The following is a 16,468-nucleotide window of genomic DNA, read 5'->3' on the forward strand; positions in this document are numbered from 1 at the left end:
TCCTTCAGCGCACTTGGTTGATGAGCGCCGCGCCCTGGGTGGCCACGCGCTCGCCGGCCGCCAGGCCCTGGGTCACGGCCACGCTCACGCCATCGAGCGGCAGGTAGCCGACGACGCGCGGGGCGAACTGCTCGGCCGCGGTCTTGACCCAGACGATGCTCTGGTTGGAGGGGTTGCGCTGCAGCGCGGCCATGGGCACGCGCACCCCGGCCACGCGCGAGCGCGTCTGCACCACCAGGCGCACGGGCTGGCCCAGGGCGAGGCGGCCCAGGGCCTGGGCGTCGCCGGCAAAGGACAGCGGCAGGGCCTGCTCGCGCAGGCTGCGCGCCGCGCCCACGAAGCGCAGCGGCACGGCCTGGCCGTCCAGGGCCAGGTGGGCGGAGGCGATGTCCTGCGCCTGGGCCGGCTCGTAGGCCAGTGCCTCTATGCGCAGGCGCGCGGGGTCCACCACCTCGAAGATCAGCTCGCGCGCATCCACCACCTGCCCCGCCACGGCGTTGCTGGAGGCGATCACGCCCGACACCGGCGCCACCAGCGCATCGCGCTGCGCAAGGCCCGCGCCCACGGCGGCCAGGCGCTGGGTGAGGCTGTGCAGCTCGCTCTCCGCCGCCTCGATGTCCTTGCGCGCCACGGTGTCGGCCAGTTCGCGCAGGCGCGCCACGCGCCGCTGCGCCAGGGCCTGGGCGGCGCGCAGTTCGGCCTGCTGCGCGAGCTGGTTCGAGCGCTCTATCGCGCCCGCCGTGGGCACCACGTAGGCCAGCACCTGGCCCTTCTTCACGCTCTGGCCCGGCACGGGCAGCCCCTGGGGGCCGGCCTGCAGCCGCCCGGCCAGCGCGGCCTGCACCTTGCCGCTGGCGTTGGGGTCCATGGCCACGGTGCCCGCCAGCTCGAAGGCCTGCGGGTACTCGCCCGCCGCCACGGCCAGGGTGCGCAGGTTCATCTGGCGCTGCGCGCTCTTGGGCACGAAGACGCTGCCGTCGGGCTGGCGGCGCGGGCTCTCGCCGGCTGCGGCGGGCGCGGCCTCGTCGTGGCCTTCATGGGCCGGCGCGGCCAGCGGCAGGGCCAGGGCGGTGGCGAGCAGGCAGGCCACGGCGCGCATGTAGGGGCGGCGGTTCATGCTGCACCTCCCATGCGCGCGGCGGCGCTGCGGCGGCTGCGCAGCCAGGCCCACAGCCCCAGGGCCACGCCCGCCAGGCCGGCAGCGGCGGCAAGCAGGGCGGTGCGCGTCCACCCCTCCTTGCCCGGCGCCGCTGCGGGCGCATGCCAGTCGATGTCCGCGGCCAGCCGATCGGAATCCGCCCCGGCCACCACGGTGGCCGTGACGGGCGTTTCGCCATCGGCGAGGGGCTGCGCCAGCTCGGCCTGGTACAGGCCCTCGCCCACGCGGGCCACGGCCACGGCCTGGCCGCCCAGGTCGAGCTCCAGCCGCGCGTCCTGCACCGGGCTGTTGTCGCCGGCATGGTCGAGGTAGAGCGTGAGCCTGCGCCCGTCGATCACGCCGACCAGTTCGAACCGGTCAGAAACCGCGGCAAAGCGCGGCGCGGCGCCGGCCGGCGGGGCCGCGGGGCCATCGTCGTGGCCCTCATGGGCGCGGGCGGCGGGCATGGCCAGCCCCAGCAGCAAGGCCAGGGCGGCCGGAAGAGTACGGAAATGATGCATGGTGAATTCCAGTGAACGCAGCCATCGAGCTGCATTTTCGATAGCTAGCAGCGCTTGATACACGGGCGCTACAGGCATTTTTTGATGAATTTCCGGGAAGGCCGCCCTCATTGCGGCAGCAGCCCCAGCGCCTGGCGCAGGGCGGACACGGCGGCAGCGGCGTCGATGCGCGCGCGCAGCGCCTGGCGCTCGGCCTGCACGGCGTCCTGCTCGGCGCGCAGCCGCGTGGGCCAGTCGGCCTCGCCCAGCGCGAAGGCCTTGGCGACGAAGCCGCGCGTGGCGCCGGCCAGCCCGGCATTGCGCGCCATGGCCTGCTCCTGCGCGGCGGCGGCGCTGGCCTGCGCCTGGGCGGCACGGATGCCGGCGGCCAGGCGCGCGCGCTCGCGCTCCACGCGGGTCTCCAGCTCCAGCGCCAGGGCCAGGGCGGCGGCCTCGCGGGCATGGGCGCGCACGCCCGCGCCCAGCGGCAGGCGCACGCCCAGCGTGACGGACTGCTGGTAGCGGTCGCCGGCCAGGCCGCGTTCGCTCGATGCCGACAGCGTCAGCTCAGGGTTGGCGCGCGTCTGCACGGCCGCCAGTTCGGCCTGGCGGCGCGCCAGCGCGGCCTGGCGCTCGCCATCGGCCAGGGCCGGATGGCCGTACGCCGCGGCCAGGGGCGGTTGGAGGACGGGAGCGGGCTCCACGCCCAGGGCTTCGCCCTCGGGCGGCAGAGGCTGGCCGTCGCTCCAGACGGCCAGCGCCGCCCGGGCGGCGTCGCACGCGCCCTGCGCCTGGGCCAGCGTGGCCTCGGCCTGGGCCTGGACGGCCTGGGCCTGGTAATGGTCGGAGCGCGCCATGTCGCCCGCCGCCAAGCGGCGCGCCACATCGGCGGCCAGGGCGCGCGCGTTCTCCCGCTGCCCCTGGGCCAGCGCCCGGTCGCTGCAGGCGCGCCGCCAGTTCCACCAGGATTCGCGCACGCGCGCGGCCAGCTCCAGCTGCGCGGCCAGGCCGCTGCTGTCCACGGCCTGCAGCTCTGCATCGCCCAGCGCCGCCTTGCGCGCGCGCTCGCCGGGCAGCCACAGCGGCAGGGCCACGCCCACGGTGTGCTCGCGCGCGCCCAGGCGGCTGCCGATGCGGTCGTTCTTGGTCTGCAGTTCCAGCGCCGCGGGCTCGGGCGTCCAGGCGTCGGCGCTGTCGCGCCCGGCCTGCGCGGCCTGGCGGCGCAGCGGCAGCGCCTGCGCCTCGGGCTGGCGCCGCCAGGCCTGCTCGAACAGGGCCTGCAGCGGGGAGACGGCAGGGGTTGCCTGGGCGGCGGCGGACGTCGCCGCCAGCCCCCAGGCCAAGGTGAGTGCGAGGGCCCGCAAGCGGGCCCGGGAAATCTTCCAGACAAATGGCATCCGATATTTCTCCATTGGCATGGCCATGGGTGAAAAATCGGCAAGGCATTGCAGGCACTGCGGCCAGGCCGCGGCTGCGTCGATGAAAGCCGGCCCGCTCGATCACCGGAACGGGCGGACTGCACCGCGCCGGATTCCAGTGTTTCAGTGGACCAGGGGCTGCCCCGCCCCGCCTTGCCGTTCAGGCAAGGCCCGGCCAGTTGGGTCGTTCGGGGCGCGCGGGCGCGGGGGCGCGCAGCAGCGGCAATACGAAGGGCGCGGGGCGCATGGCGCCCAGGCGCAGCGCGGTGGCGGCGGGCCCGGCATGCAGGACGCTGCCCAGGCCGTGGCAGACGTGGCAGTCCATGTCGACGCCGCCCGTGCGCACGCTGGTGCCGTCATGGCCATGCGCGCAGTCGCCCGATGCGGCTGCGGCGTGATCGTCGTGGACCAGGTGCTGGTGGTGGCCAAAATGCGCGGCCGCAGGGGCCGTCTCATGCCCGCAATAGCTGGCCGCCGCCGCCCAGATGGACTGCAGCGGCAGGCAAGCCAGTATCAGGATGAACAGCAGGCGGCGCATGGAAGGCGCGCATTTTAAATCCAGATCACGCGCGATCCATGGGCAGCGGGCGTCGTCAGCCTGCGTACTCGCTCGCGGGGATGCCCAGGGCCTGGGCCACGCCCGCGCCATAGGCCGGGTCGGCCTTCAGGCAGTTGCGGATGTGGCGCAGCTGCACCTCGCGCGTGGCGCCGCCGATGGAGGCGGCCGTGTTATTGAACAGCGCCTGCCGCTGGGCCGGGCTCATCAGGCGGAACAGCGCTCCGGGCTGCGAGTAGTAGTCGCCGTCCTCGCGGTGGTTCCAGTGGTCGGCCGAGCCCTCCACCGACAGCGGCGGCTCGCGGAAGTCCGGCTGCTCGGCCCATTCGCCGTAGCTGTTGGGCTCGTAGCCGCGGGTGCCGCCGAAGTTGCCGTCCACGCGCATGGCGCCGTCGCGGTGGTAGTGGTGCACGGGGCAGCGCGGCGCGTTGACCGGGATCTGGTAGTGGTTCACGCCCAGGCGGTAGCGCTGCGCGTCGCCGTAGGAGAACAGCCGCGCCTGCAGCATCTTGTCGGGCGAGAAGCCGATGCCGGGCACCACGCTGGCCGGGTTGAAGGCCGATTGCTCGACCTCGGCGAAGAAGTTCTCCGGGTTGCGGTTGAGCTCCATCACGCCGACCTCGATCAGCGGGTAGTCGCCATGCGGCCAGACCTTGGTCAGGTCGAACGGGTTGTAGGGCACCTTGGAGGCGTCCTTCTCGGGCATGACCTGGACCATGAGCTTCCAGCGCGGGAAGTCGCCGGTCTCGATGGCATCGTACAGGTCGCGCTGATGGCTTTCCCGGTCCTTGCCGACCAGGGACTCGGCCTCGGCGTCGGTCAGGTTGCGGATGCCCTGCTGGCACCTGAAGTGGAACTTGACCCAGAAGCGCTCGTTGGCCGCGTTGATGAAGCTGAAGGTGTGCGAGCCGAAGCCGTGCATGGTGCGGTAGCTGGCGGGGATGCCGCGCTCGGACATGACGATGGTGACCTGGTGCAGCGCCTCGGGCAGCGAGGTCCAGAAGTCCCAGTTGTTTTGCGCGCTGCGCATGTTGGTGCGCGGGTCGCGCTTGACCGCGTGGTTCAGGTCCGGGAACTTGAGCGGGTCGCGCAGGAAGAACACCGGCGTGTTGTTGCCCACCAGATCCCAGTTGCCCTGCTCGGTGTAGAACTTGACGGCAAAGCCGCGGATGTCGCGCTCGGCGTCGGCCGCGCCGCGCTCGCCCGCCACGGTGGTGAAGCGCGCGAACAGCTCGGTCTTCTTGCCGACCTCGGAGAAGATCCTGGCCTTGGTGTACTTGGTGATGTCGTTGGTGACGGTGAACGTGCCGTAGGCACCGCTGCCCTTGGCGTGCATGCGCCGCTCGGGGATGACCTCGCGGTCGAAGTGCGCGAGTTTTTCCAGCAGCCAGACGTCCTGCAGCAGGACGGGACCGCGCGGGCCGGCCGTCATCGTGTTCTGGTTATCGACCACGGGGCAGCCGAAGGCGGTGGTGAGCTTTTGTTTGTCGGTCATGGTGCATCTCCTGGGTGGGTGAAAGAAATGGGCCGGACCCGCAAGGCGCGGGCCCGGTCCGCCGGCTCATTGCGGAGCGCTGGTACGGATCAAGTGGTCGAAGGCGCTCAAGGCGGCGGTGGCACCCGCTCCCGCGGCGATGACGATCTGCTTGTACGGAACCGTCGTGCAGTCGCCCGCAGCGAACACGCCGGGCACGCTGGTCTGGCCCTTGGCGTCGATGACGATCTCGCCGAACTTGGACAGCTCCACCGTTCCCTTGAGCCAGTCGGTGCTGGGCAGCAGGCCGATCTGCACGAAGATGCCTTCGAGCTCCACGCGCTTTTCCTCGCCCGTGGCACGGTCCTTGTAGGCCAGCGCGTTGACCTTGCTGCCGTCGCCCAGCACCTCGGTGGTCTGGGCATTGAGCACCACGTCCACGTTGGGCAGGCTGGCGAGCTTCTTCTGCAGCACGGCGTCGGCCTTGAGCTGGGGCATGAACTCGAACACCGTGACATGCGCCACCACGCCGGCCAGGTCGATGGCCGCCTCCACGCCGGAGTTGCCGCCGCCGATCACGGCCACGCGCTTGCCCTTGTAGAGCGGGCCGTCGCAGTGCGGGCAGTAGGCCACGCCCTTGGTGCGGTACTGCTCCTCGCCGGGCACGTTCATGTTGCGCCAGCGCGCGCCGGTCGAGAGGATGACGGTCTTGGCTTTCAGCACGGCGCCGTTGTCCATCTCCACCTCGATCAGGCCGCCGCTCTGGCTGGCCGGCTTCAAGGCCTTGGCGCGCTGCAGGTTCATCACGTCCACGTCGTACGCGTTCACGTGCTGCTGCAGCGCGGCGGCGAACTGCGGGCCCTCGGTGCGGGGGATGGAGATGTAGTTCTCGATGTCCAGCGTGTCGTTGACCTGGCCGCCGAAGCGCTCGGCCGCCACGCCGGTGCGGATGCCCTTGCGCGCCGCGTACACGGCCGCCGCCGCGCCGGCCGGGCCGCCGCCGACGATGAGCACGTCGAACGCTTCCTTGGCCGAGAGCTTGGCGGCCTCGCGCTTGGCGGCGCCGGTGTCGAGCTTGGCGACGATCTCGGCCAGCTCCATGCGGCCCGCGCCGAACACCTGGCCGTTCAGGTAGACCATGGGCACGGCCATGATCTCGCGCGCCGTCACCTCCTCTTGGAAGGCGCCGCCCTCGATCACCGTGGTCTTGACCTTGGGGTTGAGCACGGCCATGAGCGACAGCGCCTGCACCACGTCGGGGCAGTTGTGGCAGGTCAGGCTCATGTAGACCTCGAAGTTGAAGTCGCCGTCGAGCGAGCGCACCTGTTCGATCAGGTCCTGTTCCACCTTGGGCGGATGGCCGCCGGTCCACAGCAGGGCCAGCACCAGCGAGGTGAATTCATGGCCCAGGGGCAGGCCCGCGAAGCGCAAGCTGGTGCCCGCGCCCACGCGCTGCAGCGTGAAGGAGGGCTTGCGCGCATCCTGGCCGTCTGTGCGCAGGCTGATCTTGTCGCCGCGCAGCGACTGGATGGTCGTGAGCAGCTCGCGCATCTGCGCCGAGGTCTCGCTCTCGTCCAGGGATGCCACCATCTCGAACGGTTGCGTCACGCGCTCCAGATAGGCGGCGAGTTGGGATTTGAGTTGATCGTCCAGCATGGTGGAATCCTTGTTCTGAAAAAGCAGGGGCGTAAAAAAACCGGACGGCAGGGCGCGCACGCCCTGCGTCTGTCCGGCTGCGTGGCGTCTTGTGCTTAGATCTTGCCAACCAGGTCCAGCGAGGGCGTCAGCGTCTTGGCGCCTTCCTTCCACTTGGCCGGGCACACTTGGTCAGGATGCGCTGCCGTGAACTGGGCCGCCTTGAGCTTGCGCAGGGTTTCCGACACATCGCGGGCGATCTCGTTGGAGTGGATCTCCAGCGTCTTGATCACGCCATCGGGGTTGATCACGAAGGTGCCGCGCAGCGCCAGGCCTTCCTCGGGGATATGCACGCCGAAGGCGTTGGTCAGCTGGTGCGTGGGGTCGCCCACCAGCGGGAACTTGGCCTTGCCCACGGCGTCGGACGTTTCATGCCACACCTTGTGCGAGAAATGCGTGTCGGTGGTCACGATGTAGACCTCGGCGCCGGCCTTCTGGAACTCGGCGTAATGCTCGGCTGCGTCCTCGATCTCGGTGGGGCAGTTGAAGGTGAAGGCCGCAGGCATGAAGATCAGCACGGACCACTTGCCCTTGAGGCTCTGCTCGGTCACTTCGATGAACTCGCCCTTGCCGCCGCGGTTGACGAAGGCGGTGGTCTTGAAGGGCTGGACTTGGGTGTTGATCAGGGACATCGTTGTTTCCTTTCGGTTGCGGTTGAGTGATGACAGGACTGGAGTCTAGGCCGAAGTTGAGAATGAATCCAATCAATTGATTTCATTGATTTGATTGCCATAAACTATATTTACTTCCGTTCCATGCCGAAACAGCCCGCGACGGCGCGCCAGCTGTCCGACAATGCCACCTGCTTCCCATCCACCCCACCTTCAGGAGCACACCATGCAAGGCGACGCCCAAGTTATCTTCCACCTGCAGGCCCAGCTGAAGAATGAGCTCACGGCCATCAACCAGTACTTCGTGCACTACCGCATGCTCAAGCACTGGGGCTTCGACAAGCTCGCCAAGAAGGAATACGAGGAGTCCATCGGCGAGATGAAGCATGCCGACAAGCTCATGGACCGCATCTTCATGCTCGATGGCCTGCCCAACCTGCAGGACCTGGGCAAGCTGCAGCTGGGCGAGGATGTACCCGAGATCCTGGAATGCGACCTGCGCGCCGAGCATGGCGCGCAGGCCACCGTCAAGGAAGGCATTGCCTACTGCGAGTCGGTGCGCGACTACGTCTCGCGCGACCTGCTGCAGGAGATCCTGGAGGACACCGAGGAGCACATCGATTTCCTGGAGACCCAGATCGAACTCGTCGGCAAGGTCGGCCTGCCGAACTACCTGCAGTCGCAGATGGGCGACGCGGACTGACACCCCACCGCAATGGCGTGCAACGGGCTTCGGCCCGTTTTTCGTGCGCAGGCCGACGCCGATGTAAGGGAAATTCCTACAAGCCCCGTCAGACAGCCGGACGCCACGCAGCGCGGAACCCCGACTTAATTTCCTTTTGGACGGGTTTCACAATCCATTTCAACGGATCACGCAACACATGCAACAGCATGCAAGGCAAGATCCACCACTGGAAAGGATTCACTCATGACTTCAGAACAACTGCTTGCCGAAATCCGTGAAGCCAACCTCACCTACCTGATGCTGGCCCAGACCCTGATCCGCCAGGACAAGGCCGAGGCCGTGTTCCGCCTGGGGCTCAATGAGGACGCCGCCGACATCCTGGCTTCGCTCTCGGCCGCCCAGGTGCTCAAGCTGGCATCGCGCAACACGCTGCTGTGCAGCTTCCGCGTGGACGACGAGCTGGTGTGGAGCCTGCTGACCAACCACAACACTCCGCGCAAGGCGGCCAACGAAGCCACCAACACGCTGCACGCCAACATCCTCATGGCCAGCCGCGTGTCCGAAGTGCTCTGACCCTGCCCCGCCCACCCGCCACCATTTCCCGAAAGCCACCATGTCCGCACCTGCCAAGAGCGTCCTCAACGAGTCCAAGCAAATCGAACGCGCCGCCATGCTCATCGAAATGGGGGCCCGCATGCAGGTGCTGGAGTCGGAGACCACGCTGTCGTACGAGCGCCTGATACGCCTGTACAAGGAGATCGCGGGCAAGTCGCCTTCCAAGGGGCAGCTGCCGTTCTCGACCGACTGGTTCCTCACCTGGCAGGAGAACATCCACAGCTCGCTGTTCCTGAACATCTACGAGTACCTGTCCAAGGGCGTGAGCCTGGACAGCGTGGAGCTGCTCACCAAGGCCTACCGCCTCTACAACGAGCAGGTGGCGGCCGCGCAGATCGAGCCCCTGCTGTCGTTCACGCGCGCCTGGCGCCTGATCAAGTTCGTCGACGCGGGCATGCTCACCCGCACCAAGTGCTCGCAGTGCGGTGGCCAGTTCGTCACCGAGCTGTACGAGAACCGCCACTACACCTGCGGCCTGTGCAACCCGCCGGCGCGCGCGGGCAAGAGCAAGAGCGCGGGCGCACTCACGCTGCACTGAATCGCTTCGGCGGCGCGCCCGGCCGCCATCGATCAGCCGGTATTGCGCAACCCCGCCGCGATGCCGTTGATGCAGATGTGGATGCCGGTCTGCACGCGCTCGTCGCCCTGGCCGGCGCGCCAGCGGCGCACCAGCTCCACCTGCAGGTGGTGCAGCGGATCGATGTAGGGGAAGCGGTGGCGCATCGAGCGCGCCAGCGCCGTATTGGCCGCCAGGCGCTGCTTTTCGCCGGTGATGCGCGTGAGGGCCTCCGACGTGCGCTGCCATTCCTGCTCGATGGCGGAGAACACCTTCTTGCGCAGCCGCGCATCGGCCACCAGCTCGCTGTAGCGCGAGGCCAGCGCCAGGTCGCTCTTGGACAGCACCATGTCCATGTTGGACAGCAGCGTGCGGAAGAACGGCCATTGCCGGTACATCTTCTGCAGCAGCGCCAGCCGCGCCTTGGGGTCCTGGCCCGGCGTGTCCACGAAGGCCTGCACCGCCGCCCCGAAGCCGAACCAGCCCGGCAGCGTGAGGCGGCACTGGCCCCAGCTGAAGCCCCAGGGGATGGCGCGCAGGTCCTCGATGCGCTGGCTGGGCTTGCGCGATGCGGGGCGCGAGCCGATGTTGAGCTGCGCGATCTCGCGGATCGGCGTGGCGCCGAAGAAATAGTCCACGAAGCCCGGGGTCTCGTACACCAGGGCGCGGTAGGCCGCCATGCTGTCGCGCGAGAGCTGCTCGGCCGCCTCCAGGAAGGCCTTGGTCGCGGGCTTGGTGGGCTGCAGCAGCGTGGCCTCCAGCGTGGCGGCGACCAGCGTTTCGAGGTTGCGCCGGCCGATTTCGGGGTTGGCGTACTTGGATGCGATCACCTCGCCCTGCTCGGTCATGCGGATCTGCCCGCGCACCGTGCCGGGCGGCTGCGCCAGGATGGCCTGGTAGCTCGGGCCGCCGCCGCGCCCCACGGTGCCGCCGCGGCCGTGGAACATGCGCAGCCGTATGGGCGTGCCGCCCTTGGCGGCGTTGAGTTCGTCGAACAGCGCCACGAGAGCGATCTCGGCGCGGTACAGCTCCCAGTTGCTGGTGAAGATGCCGCCGTCCTTGTTGCTGTCGCTGTAGCCCAGCATGATGTCCTGCTCCGCGCCGCTGGCACGCACGAGCTGCGCGATGCCGGGGATGGCATAGAACTCGCGCATGATGGGCGCGGCGTTGCGCAGGTCCTCGATGGTCTCGAACAGCGGCACGACGATCAGGTCGGCGCGGGCGCCGGCATCGAGCGTGCCCCGCACCAGGCCCACCTCCTTCTGCAGCAGCAGCACCTCCAGCAGGTCGCTCACCGTCTCGGTGTGGCTGATGATGTAGTGGCGGATGGCATCCTTGCCGTAGCGTTCGCGCATCAGCCGCGCGGTCTCGAAGATGGCGAGCTCGTTCGTCGCGAGCTCCGAGTACTGCGCGCCCACCACGCGCAGCGGCCGCGCGTCGCACAGCAGGCGCAGGAGCAGGGCGCGGCGCTCGGGCTCGGGCAGGGCCCCATAGTCGGCCTGCACGCGCGCCGTGGCCAGCAGCTCGGCCACCACGTGCTCGTGCTGGTCCGAGCTCTGGCGCAGGTCCACCGTCGCCAGGTGGAAGCCGAACACCTCCACCGCGCGCATCAAGGGGCGCAGGCGCTCGCCCGTGAGCGCGGCGCCGCGGTGCGACTGCAGCGAGGCCTCGATGACGCGCAGGTCGGCCAGGAATTCCCCGGCGCTGGCATAGGCGTTCTGCGGCGCCACGGCGTGGCGCGCGGCATCGCCGCCGCTGAGCTCCTTGAGCGTCGCGGCCAGGCGCGCATAGACGCCAGCAAGCACCCGGCGGTAGGGCTCGTCCTGGCGATGCTCGCTGGTATCGGGCGAGCGCGCGGCCAGCTCCTGCATCTCGGGCGAGACCTGCACCAGGTTGGCCGACAGCGACAGCTCGCGGCCCAGGTGGTGCACCTCGGTCAGGTAGTGGCGCAGCGCCACGTCGGACTGGCGGCGCAGGGCCAGGGCCAGCGTGGCGGCGCTCACGTTGGGGTTGCCGTCGCGGTCGCCCCCTATCCACTGGCCCATGCGCAGGAAGCTGGCCACGCTCTGGTTGCCTCCGAGCTCGCGTTCGAGATCGGCGTAGATGCGCGGTATCTCCTGCAGGAAGGTCGATTCGTAGTACGAGAGCGCGTTCTCGATCTCGTCGGCCACGGTCAGCTTGGAATAGCGCAGCAGCCGCGTCTGCCACAGCTGGGCCACGCGCGCGCGCAGCTGCGCCTCGTTGGCGGCCAGCTCACGCGGGCTCACGGTGTCCTTGGCGCTGTTGTAGAGCTGGGCGCGGGCCTGGATGTCGTCGCGCCGGGCGAGCAGCAGCGCGATCTCGCGCTCGGCATCCAGGATGCTCTTGCGCTGCACCTCGGTCGGGTGGGCCGTGAGCACGGGCGCCACGTAGCTCGTGGCCAGGGTCTGCGCCACCGTGCGCGGCGCGATGCCGGCCCAGCGCAGGCGCGCCAGCGCCACCTCGATGCTGCCCTCCTGGCTGCTGCCCGCGCGTTCGTGCACGGCGCGGCGGCGGATGTGGTGGCGGTCCTCGGCCAGGTTGGCCAGGTGGCTGAAATAGGTGAAGGCGCGGATCACGCTCACCGTCTGGTCGCCCGTCAGGCCCTTGAGCAGCTTCTTGAGCATGCGGTCGGCCTCATGGTCCGCGTCGCGGCGGAAGGCCACCGACAGCTTGCGGACCTGCTCCACCACCTCGTAGGCGGCCACCCCCTCCTGCTCGCGGATCACATCGCCCAGGATGCGCCCGAGCAGGCGGATGTCCTGGATCAGCGGCAGGTCCTTGTCGGTCCTGCGGGCGGGCGACGCGGCGGCGTCGGTCTTGCGGGCAGTGGCGGTCATACGCGGGTGTCTCCTGGTGCGCCGATGAAGGGAAATGGCAAGGTTTGTGTTGCGGCGCAGCATGCTAGCATTGCCCGCTGCCCCGCCGCCGTGTCCGCAGGGCCCACCCGCATGCCGCCATGACCACCTCCAGCGCCCTTCCCCCCATCGTCATCGCCACGCGCGAAAGCCAGCTCGCCCTGTGGCAGGCCGAGCATGTGCAGGCCCTGCTCGCCGCGCGCGGCCACAGCGTGTCGCTGCTGGGCATGACCACGCGCGGCGACCAGATCCTGGACCGCACGCTGTCCAAGGTGGGCGGCAAGGGCCTGTTCGTCAAGGAGCTCGAGGTGGCGCTGGAGGAAGGCCGCGCCGACATCGCCGTGCACTCGCTCAAGGATGTGCCCATGGAGCTGCCGGACGGCTTCGCCCTGGCCTGCGTCATGGAGCGCGAGGACCCGCGCGACGCCTTCGTCTCGCCGCGCCATGCGAGCCTGGACGAGCTGCCGCAGGGCGCGGTGGTCGGCACCTCCAGCCTGCGCCGCCAGGTGCTGCTGCAGGCGCTGCGGCCCGACCTGAAGATAGAGCCGCTGCGCGGCAACGTGCAGACGCGCCTGCGCAAGCTCGACGAGGGCCAGTACGCCGCCATCGTGCTCGCCGCCGCGGGCCTCAAGCGCCTGGGCCTGCACGAGCGCATCCGCAGCGTCTTCGAGCCCGGCCAGATGCTGCCCGCCGCCGGCCAGGGCGCGCTGGGCATCGAAATCCGCAGCCACCGCCAGGACCTGCGCGACGCGCTCGCCCCGCTGGCGCACGGGCGCACCTGGCTCACCGTCACGGCCGAGCGCGCCGTGAGCCGCGCCATGGGCGGCAGCTGCTCCATGCCCCTGGCCGCCCATGGCGTCTGGAGCGGCGACACGCTGCGGCTGCAGGCCGCCTGGGGCGACGTCGAAGGCCGGCTGCCGCTGGTGCGCGCCGAGGGCAGCAGCCGAGTGGCCACGCCGGACGAGGCCGATGCGCTGGGCCTGGCCGTGGCCGGGCGGCTGCGCGCCGCCGGCGCCGTGGCCGCATGCTGAGCGTGGCCGCGCCACCGCGCGCCATCGTCACGCGCCCCGCGCGCGAGGCCGCCCAATGGGTGGCCGACCTGCAGGCGCACGGCATCGCGGCGGCGGCGCTGCCGCTCATCGCCATCGGTGCGGTGACCGACCCCGCGCTGCGCGAGGCCCTGCAGCACGCCCGCGCGCGCCTGGGCAGCTACCGCGCCGTGATGTTCGTGAGCGGCAATGCCGTGCAGTACTTTTTTGAAGAAAATCAGGCTTCAACGCTTGTCCAGCAAGCGCTGGCAGCTATCAATACCAGAGTATGGGCACCCGGCCCCGGCACCGTGGCGGCGCTGCGCCAGGCGGGATTCCCGGCCGAGCGCATCGACGCACCCGGCGCCGATGCCGCGCAGTTCGACTCCGAGGCACTGTGGCAGGTCGTGGCGCCGCAGATCGGCCCCGGCGACCGCGTCCTCGTCGTGCGCGGCAGCAGCGCCCCCGCGGCCGAAGGCGGCAACGGGCGCGAATGGCTGGCAGGCCGGATCGGCGCGGCCGGCGGCGCCGTGGACTTCGTCGCGGCCTACGAGCGCGGTGCGCCGCGGCTCGGCGCCGCGGAGCAGGCACTGGCGCGCACGGCCGCCGGCGACGGCTCCCTCTGGCTGCTGAGCAGCTCCGAGGCCGTGGCCCACCTGGCCGCCGCCCTGCCCGGCCAGGACTGGGGCCGCGCGCGCGCCCTGGCCACCCACCCGCGCATCGCGCAGGCGGCGCGCGCGGCCGGTTTCGGCACCGTCCTGGAGTGCCGCCCTTCGCTCGCGGAAGTGGTCGCCTCGATAGAATCGCCGCATGAGCAATGAGTCGCCCCCCGAGTTGACCGCCTCCGAACCGACAGCCCCCCGGACGCCCGCGCCCACCTCCGGCAACGGCGCGGCGCTTTTTACGCTGAGCGTCATCTCCATTGCCGCGCTGGTGAGCTCGGTGCTGCTGTGGCAGCGCCTGTCCTCCATCCAGGAGCAGCTGGCGCGCCAGTCCGCCGACTCCGGCGCCCAGGCCATCGAGGCCCGCGCCCTGGCGCAGCAGGCGCAGGACCTGTCGCGCGAGACCTCGGCCCGCCTGGCCGTGGCCGAGGCGCGCGTGGGCGAGGTCGCGCTGCAGCGCAGCCAGCTCGAAGAACTCATGCAAAGCCTGTCGCGCTCGCGCGACGAGAACCTGGTGGTGGACATCGACGCCGGCCTGCGCCTGGCGCAGCAGCAGGCGCAGCTCACGGGCAGCCTGCAGCCGCTGGTGGCGGCGCTCAAGAGCGCCAGCCAGCGCATCGAACGCGCCGCCCAGCCGCGCCTGGCGCCCGTGCAGCGCGCCATGGGCCTGGACCTGGAGCGCCTGGAGCATGCCTCCGTCACCGACACGGCCGGCCTGCTGGGCCGCCTGGACGACCTGGTGCGCCAGGTGGACGACCTGCCGCTCGTCAGCGGCGTGGCCCAGGCAGCCGCCATGCGCCACCAGGCCGGCAGCGGACAGCCCGCCGCCGCCACGGCGGCGGCCGCCGCCAGCGAGCCGCGCTGGCAGGCCGTGCTGCGCCGCACCTGGGAAGGCGTGCGCGACGAAACCCGCGGCCTGGTGCGCGTGAGCCGCATCGACCACCCCGACGCCATGCTGCTCGCCCCCGACCAGGCCTTCTTCCTGCGCGAGAACCTCAAGCTCAAGCTGCTCAACGCCCGCCTGGCCCTGCTGGCGCGGCGCATGGACTCTGCGCGCACCGACCTGGCGGCCGCCACCGCGGCGCTCAACAAGTATTTCGATCCGGCCTCGCGCCGCACGCAGAGCGCCGCCACGGCGCTGCAGCAGCTGCAAGGCCACATGAAGGCCGCCGAAACGCCCCAGCTCGACGACACCTTCGCCGCCCTGGCCACGGCCGCGGCCGGCCGCTGACCCGCCTCAGGACGGACACCCACCATGCGCGCAGCACTCTGGTTCCTGGCACTGTTCGGCGCGGCCGTCGTGCTGGCGCTGTTCACAGGCAACAACCAGGGCACGGTCACCGTGTTCTGGCCCCCCTACCGCGTCGACCTCTCGCTCAACCTGGTGGTGGTGGTGCTGGTGGGCGGCTTCACCCTGCTCTATGCGGCGCTGCGCGGGCTGTCGGCGCTGCTGCAGCTGCCCCTGCAGGCCCGGCGCTGGCGCCTGCAGCAGAAGGAGCGCGCCATGCATGGCGCGCTGCTCGACGCCCTGTCGCAGATGCTGGCGGGGCGCTTCCTGCGCGCGCGCAAGGCGGCCGAATCGGCGATCGACCAGGAAAAAGCGCTCGAGGATGCCCAGCACGGCCTGCCCCACGGACGCCAGCTGCGCACGCTGGCCCATCTGGTGGCGGCGGAGAGTTCGCACGCGCTGCAGGACCGCGGCACGCGCGAATCGCACCTGCAGCAGGCCCTGGACAGCATCCCGGAGCGCGGGCCCGCCTCCATGCTGGAGCTGCGCGAGGGCGCGCAGCTGCGCGCCGCGCGCTGGTCGCTGGACGAGCGCGACGCGAGCACCGCGCTGGAGCGCCTGTCCGCCCTGCCCGCCGGCACGGCGCGCCGCACGCTGGCGCTGCGCGCCCGGCTCAAGGCCACGCGCCTGTCGCACATGACGGAGCAGGCCCTGGAGACCGCGCGCCTGCTGGGCAAGCACCGCGCGTTCTCGCCGGCCGCGGCCGAGAGCATCGTGCGCGGCCTGGCCGTGGAGCTCATCAACGGCGCCCACGACCCGTCCCAGCTGCAGCGCATCTGGCTCGGCCTGGAGAGCGCCGAGCGCGCCATGCCCGAGATCGCCGTGCAGGCCGCGCAGCGCCTGTCGCGGCTCGGCGGCGAGGCGGCGCAGGTGCGCGCCTGGCTGCTGCCCGTGTGGGAGCGCATGGTCGATCCGGCCCAGCCCGCCCTGCCCGACCAGCAGGCGCTGAAGGTGGTGCAGGCGCTGGAGGCCAGCCTCGAAGGGATGGACGCGGGCTGGCTCGCGCGCATCGAGGCCGCGCAGCAGGCGAACCCGCGCGATGCGCGCCTGCAATACCTCTCGGCCGTGGCCTGCATGCAGCGCGAGCTGTGGGGCAAGGCCCAGCACCTGTTCACGCAGGCGGCGCAGCAGCTGCGCGACGCGCCGCTGCGCGCCAGCGCCTGGCGCCACCTGGCGGAACTCGCCGGGCAGCGCGGCGACGGCGCGGCCGCCGCGCACGCCTGGCAGCAGTCCGCCCTGCAGCGCGCGGCGGACTGACGAAGGCTCTCCCCTCCCCCCTCGGCGGGCGACAGCGCCACGCTCCGGCACGCCCATCGCTCCCGGAGCGCGCAAGGGAGCCGGTAACACCATTCCCGGCATGGGTTTG

The 16,468-nt window shown here is 70.8% G+C and carries 15 protein-coding genes; 7 read left to right on the forward strand and 8 right to left on the reverse strand.

The window, feature by feature from the left end; all coding sequences use genetic code 11:
• Positions 1-4 precede the first annotated feature (4 nt).
• From ACX12L_RS17435 to ahpC, 7 genes are all read right to left on the reverse strand, one after another.
• Positions 5-1,117: an efflux RND transporter periplasmic adaptor subunit gene (locus ACX12L_RS17435; protein ID WP_459263721.1), complete on the reverse strand. Its 1,113-nt coding sequence runs from the start codon at positions 1,115-1,117 to the stop codon at positions 5-7.
• Positions 1,114-1,659, reverse strand: coding sequence for a hypothetical protein (locus ACX12L_RS17440; RefSeq protein WP_459263722.1), 546 nt, complete (start codon positions 1,657-1,659; stop codon positions 1,114-1,116). Before ACX12L_RS17440 ends, ACX12L_RS17435 begins: the two co-directional genes overlap by 4 nt.
• Positions 1,660-1,766: 107 nt before the next feature.
• On the reverse strand, positions 1,767-3,035 hold the full coding sequence (locus ACX12L_RS17445) for a TolC family protein (RefSeq protein ID WP_459263723.1): 1,269 nt from the start codon (positions 3,033-3,035) through the stop codon (positions 1,767-1,769).
• A 181-nt stretch (positions 3,036-3,216) separates the two neighbouring features.
• The gene (locus tag ACX12L_RS17450; protein WP_459263724.1) at positions 3,217-3,594 is read right to left on the reverse strand and encodes a hypothetical protein; all 378 of its coding nucleotides are present in this window, start codon (positions 3,592-3,594) and stop codon (positions 3,217-3,219) included.
• Between the two features lie 55 nt (positions 3,595-3,649).
• Entirely contained in the window at positions 3,650-5,107 is a 1,458-nt protein-coding gene (locus tag ACX12L_RS17455) for a catalase (protein WP_459263725.1), read from the reverse strand.
• Between the two features lie 66 nt (positions 5,108-5,173).
• On the reverse strand, positions 5,174-6,742 hold the full coding sequence (gene ahpF / locus ACX12L_RS17460) for an alkyl hydroperoxide reductase subunit F (protein ID WP_459263726.1): 1,569 nt from the start codon (positions 6,740-6,742) through the stop codon (positions 5,174-5,176).
• Between the two features lie 95 nt (positions 6,743-6,837).
• Positions 6,838-7,413 (reverse strand): alkyl hydroperoxide reductase subunit C, encoded by a 576-nt coding sequence (gene ahpC / locus ACX12L_RS17465; protein WP_459263727.1) that lies wholly within the window; start codon positions 7,411-7,413, stop codon positions 6,838-6,840.
• A 205-nt stretch (positions 7,414-7,618) separates the two neighbouring features.
• Between ahpC and bfr the strand changes: the two genes are divergently transcribed.
• The 3 genes from bfr to flhC all read left to right on the forward strand — a co-directional run bounded on the left by bfr (position 7,619) and on the right by flhC (position 9,230).
• A complete protein-coding gene (gene bfr, locus ACX12L_RS17470; RefSeq protein WP_459263728.1) occupies positions 7,619-8,095 on the forward strand; it encodes a bacterioferritin in 477 nt (158 codons plus the stop codon).
• Between the two features lie 225 nt (positions 8,096-8,320).
• Complete coding sequence (flhD, locus tag ACX12L_RS17475; protein ID WP_459263729.1) at positions 8,321-8,650, forward strand: flagellar transcriptional regulator FlhD; 330 nt, start codon at positions 8,321-8,323, stop codon at positions 8,648-8,650.
• 40 nt (positions 8,651-8,690) lie between these two features.
• Positions 8,691-9,230 carry a flagellar transcriptional regulator FlhC gene (gene flhC / locus ACX12L_RS17480; RefSeq protein ID WP_459263730.1) on the forward strand — a complete coding sequence of 180 codons (540 nt, stop codon included), beginning with the start codon at positions 8,691-8,693 and terminating at the stop codon, positions 9,228-9,230.
• 32 nt (positions 9,231-9,262) lie between these two features.
• Here the strand turns inward: flhC and ppc are convergent, their stop codons facing one another.
• Complete coding sequence (ppc, locus tag ACX12L_RS17485; protein ID WP_459263731.1) at positions 9,263-12,106, reverse strand: phosphoenolpyruvate carboxylase; 2,844 nt, start codon at positions 12,104-12,106, stop codon at positions 9,263-9,265.
• 119 nt (positions 12,107-12,225) lie between these two features.
• Here ppc and hemC point away from each other — a divergent pair, with 119 nt between their 5' ends.
• Genes hemC through ACX12L_RS17505 form a run of 4 tightly spaced genes read left to right on the forward strand, consistent with a single transcriptional unit; the run spans position 12,226 to position 16,359 of the window.
• Positions 12,226-13,155 carry a hydroxymethylbilane synthase gene (gene hemC, locus ACX12L_RS17490; protein ID WP_459263732.1) on the forward strand — a complete coding sequence of 310 codons (930 nt, stop codon included), beginning with the start codon at positions 12,226-12,228 and terminating at the stop codon, positions 13,153-13,155.
• Positions 13,149-13,973, forward strand: a complete 825-nt coding sequence (locus ACX12L_RS17495) for a uroporphyrinogen-III synthase (protein ID WP_459263733.1) — start codon at positions 13,149-13,151, stop codon at positions 13,971-13,973. The genes hemC and ACX12L_RS17495 overlap by 7 nt, the downstream gene beginning before the upstream one ends.
• Positions 13,963-15,045: a uroporphyrinogen-III C-methyltransferase gene (locus ACX12L_RS17500; protein ID WP_459263734.1), complete on the forward strand. Its 1,083-nt coding sequence runs from the start codon at positions 13,963-13,965 to the stop codon at positions 15,043-15,045. The genes ACX12L_RS17495 and ACX12L_RS17500 overlap by 11 nt, the downstream gene beginning before the upstream one ends.
• A 24-nt stretch (positions 15,046-15,069) precedes the next feature.
• Positions 15,070-16,359 (forward strand): heme biosynthesis HemY N-terminal domain-containing protein, encoded by a 1,290-nt coding sequence (locus tag ACX12L_RS17505; protein WP_459263735.1) that lies wholly within the window; start codon positions 15,070-15,072, stop codon positions 16,357-16,359.
• Positions 16,360-16,468: the final 109 nt, after the last annotated feature.

The organism is Alicycliphilus sp. T452 (assembly GCF_054512775.1).

What these genes read in the sequence shown, in the direction of transcription:
- ppc (WP_459263731.1), bottom strand. Translation starts at nt 12,106, where the DNA reads ATGACCGCCACTGCCCGCAAGACCGACGCCGCCGCGTCGCCCGCCCGC.
- ACX12L_RS17455 (WP_459263725.1), bottom strand. Translation starts at nt 5,107, where the DNA reads ATGACCGACAAACAAAAGCTCACCACCGCCTTCGGCTGCCCCGTGGTC.
- ACX12L_RS17495 (WP_459263733.1), top strand. Translation starts at nt 13,149, where the DNA reads ATGCTGAGCGTGGCCGCGCCACCGCGCGCCATCGTCACGCGCCCCGCG.
- ahpF (WP_459263726.1), bottom strand. Translation starts at nt 6,742, where the DNA reads ATGCTGGACGATCAACTCAAATCCCAACTCGCCGCCTATCTGGAGCGC.
- ACX12L_RS17445 (WP_459263723.1), bottom strand. Translation starts at nt 3,035, where the DNA reads ATGCCATTTGTCTGGAAGATTTCCCGGGCCCGCTTGCGGGCCCTCGCA.
- hemC (WP_459263732.1), top strand. Translation starts at nt 12,226, where the DNA reads ATGACCACCTCCAGCGCCCTTCCCCCCATCGTCATCGCCACGCGCGAA.
- ahpC (WP_459263727.1), bottom strand. Translation starts at nt 7,413, where the DNA reads ATGTCCCTGATCAACACCCAAGTCCAGCCCTTCAAGACCACCGCCTTC.
- ACX12L_RS17505 (WP_459263735.1), top strand. Translation starts at nt 15,070, where the DNA reads ATGCGCGCAGCACTCTGGTTCCTGGCACTGTTCGGCGCGGCCGTCGTG.
- ACX12L_RS17500 (WP_459263734.1), top strand. Translation starts at nt 13,963, where the DNA reads ATGAGCAATGAGTCGCCCCCCGAGTTGACCGCCTCCGAACCGACAGCC.
- flhD (WP_459263729.1), top strand. Translation starts at nt 8,321, where the DNA reads ATGACTTCAGAACAACTGCTTGCCGAAATCCGTGAAGCCAACCTCACC.
- ACX12L_RS17440 (WP_459263722.1), bottom strand. Translation starts at nt 1,659, where the DNA reads ATGCATCATTTCCGTACTCTTCCGGCCGCCCTGGCCTTGCTGCTGGGG.
- bfr (WP_459263728.1), top strand. Translation starts at nt 7,619, where the DNA reads ATGCAAGGCGACGCCCAAGTTATCTTCCACCTGCAGGCCCAGCTGAAG.
- ACX12L_RS17435 (WP_459263721.1), bottom strand. Translation starts at nt 1,117, where the DNA reads ATGAACCGCCGCCCCTACATGCGCGCCGTGGCCTGCCTGCTCGCCACC.
- ACX12L_RS17450 (WP_459263724.1), bottom strand. Translation starts at nt 3,594, where the DNA reads ATGCGCCGCCTGCTGTTCATCCTGATACTGGCTTGCCTGCCGCTGCAG.
- flhC (WP_459263730.1), top strand. Translation starts at nt 8,691, where the DNA reads ATGTCCGCACCTGCCAAGAGCGTCCTCAACGAGTCCAAGCAAATCGAA.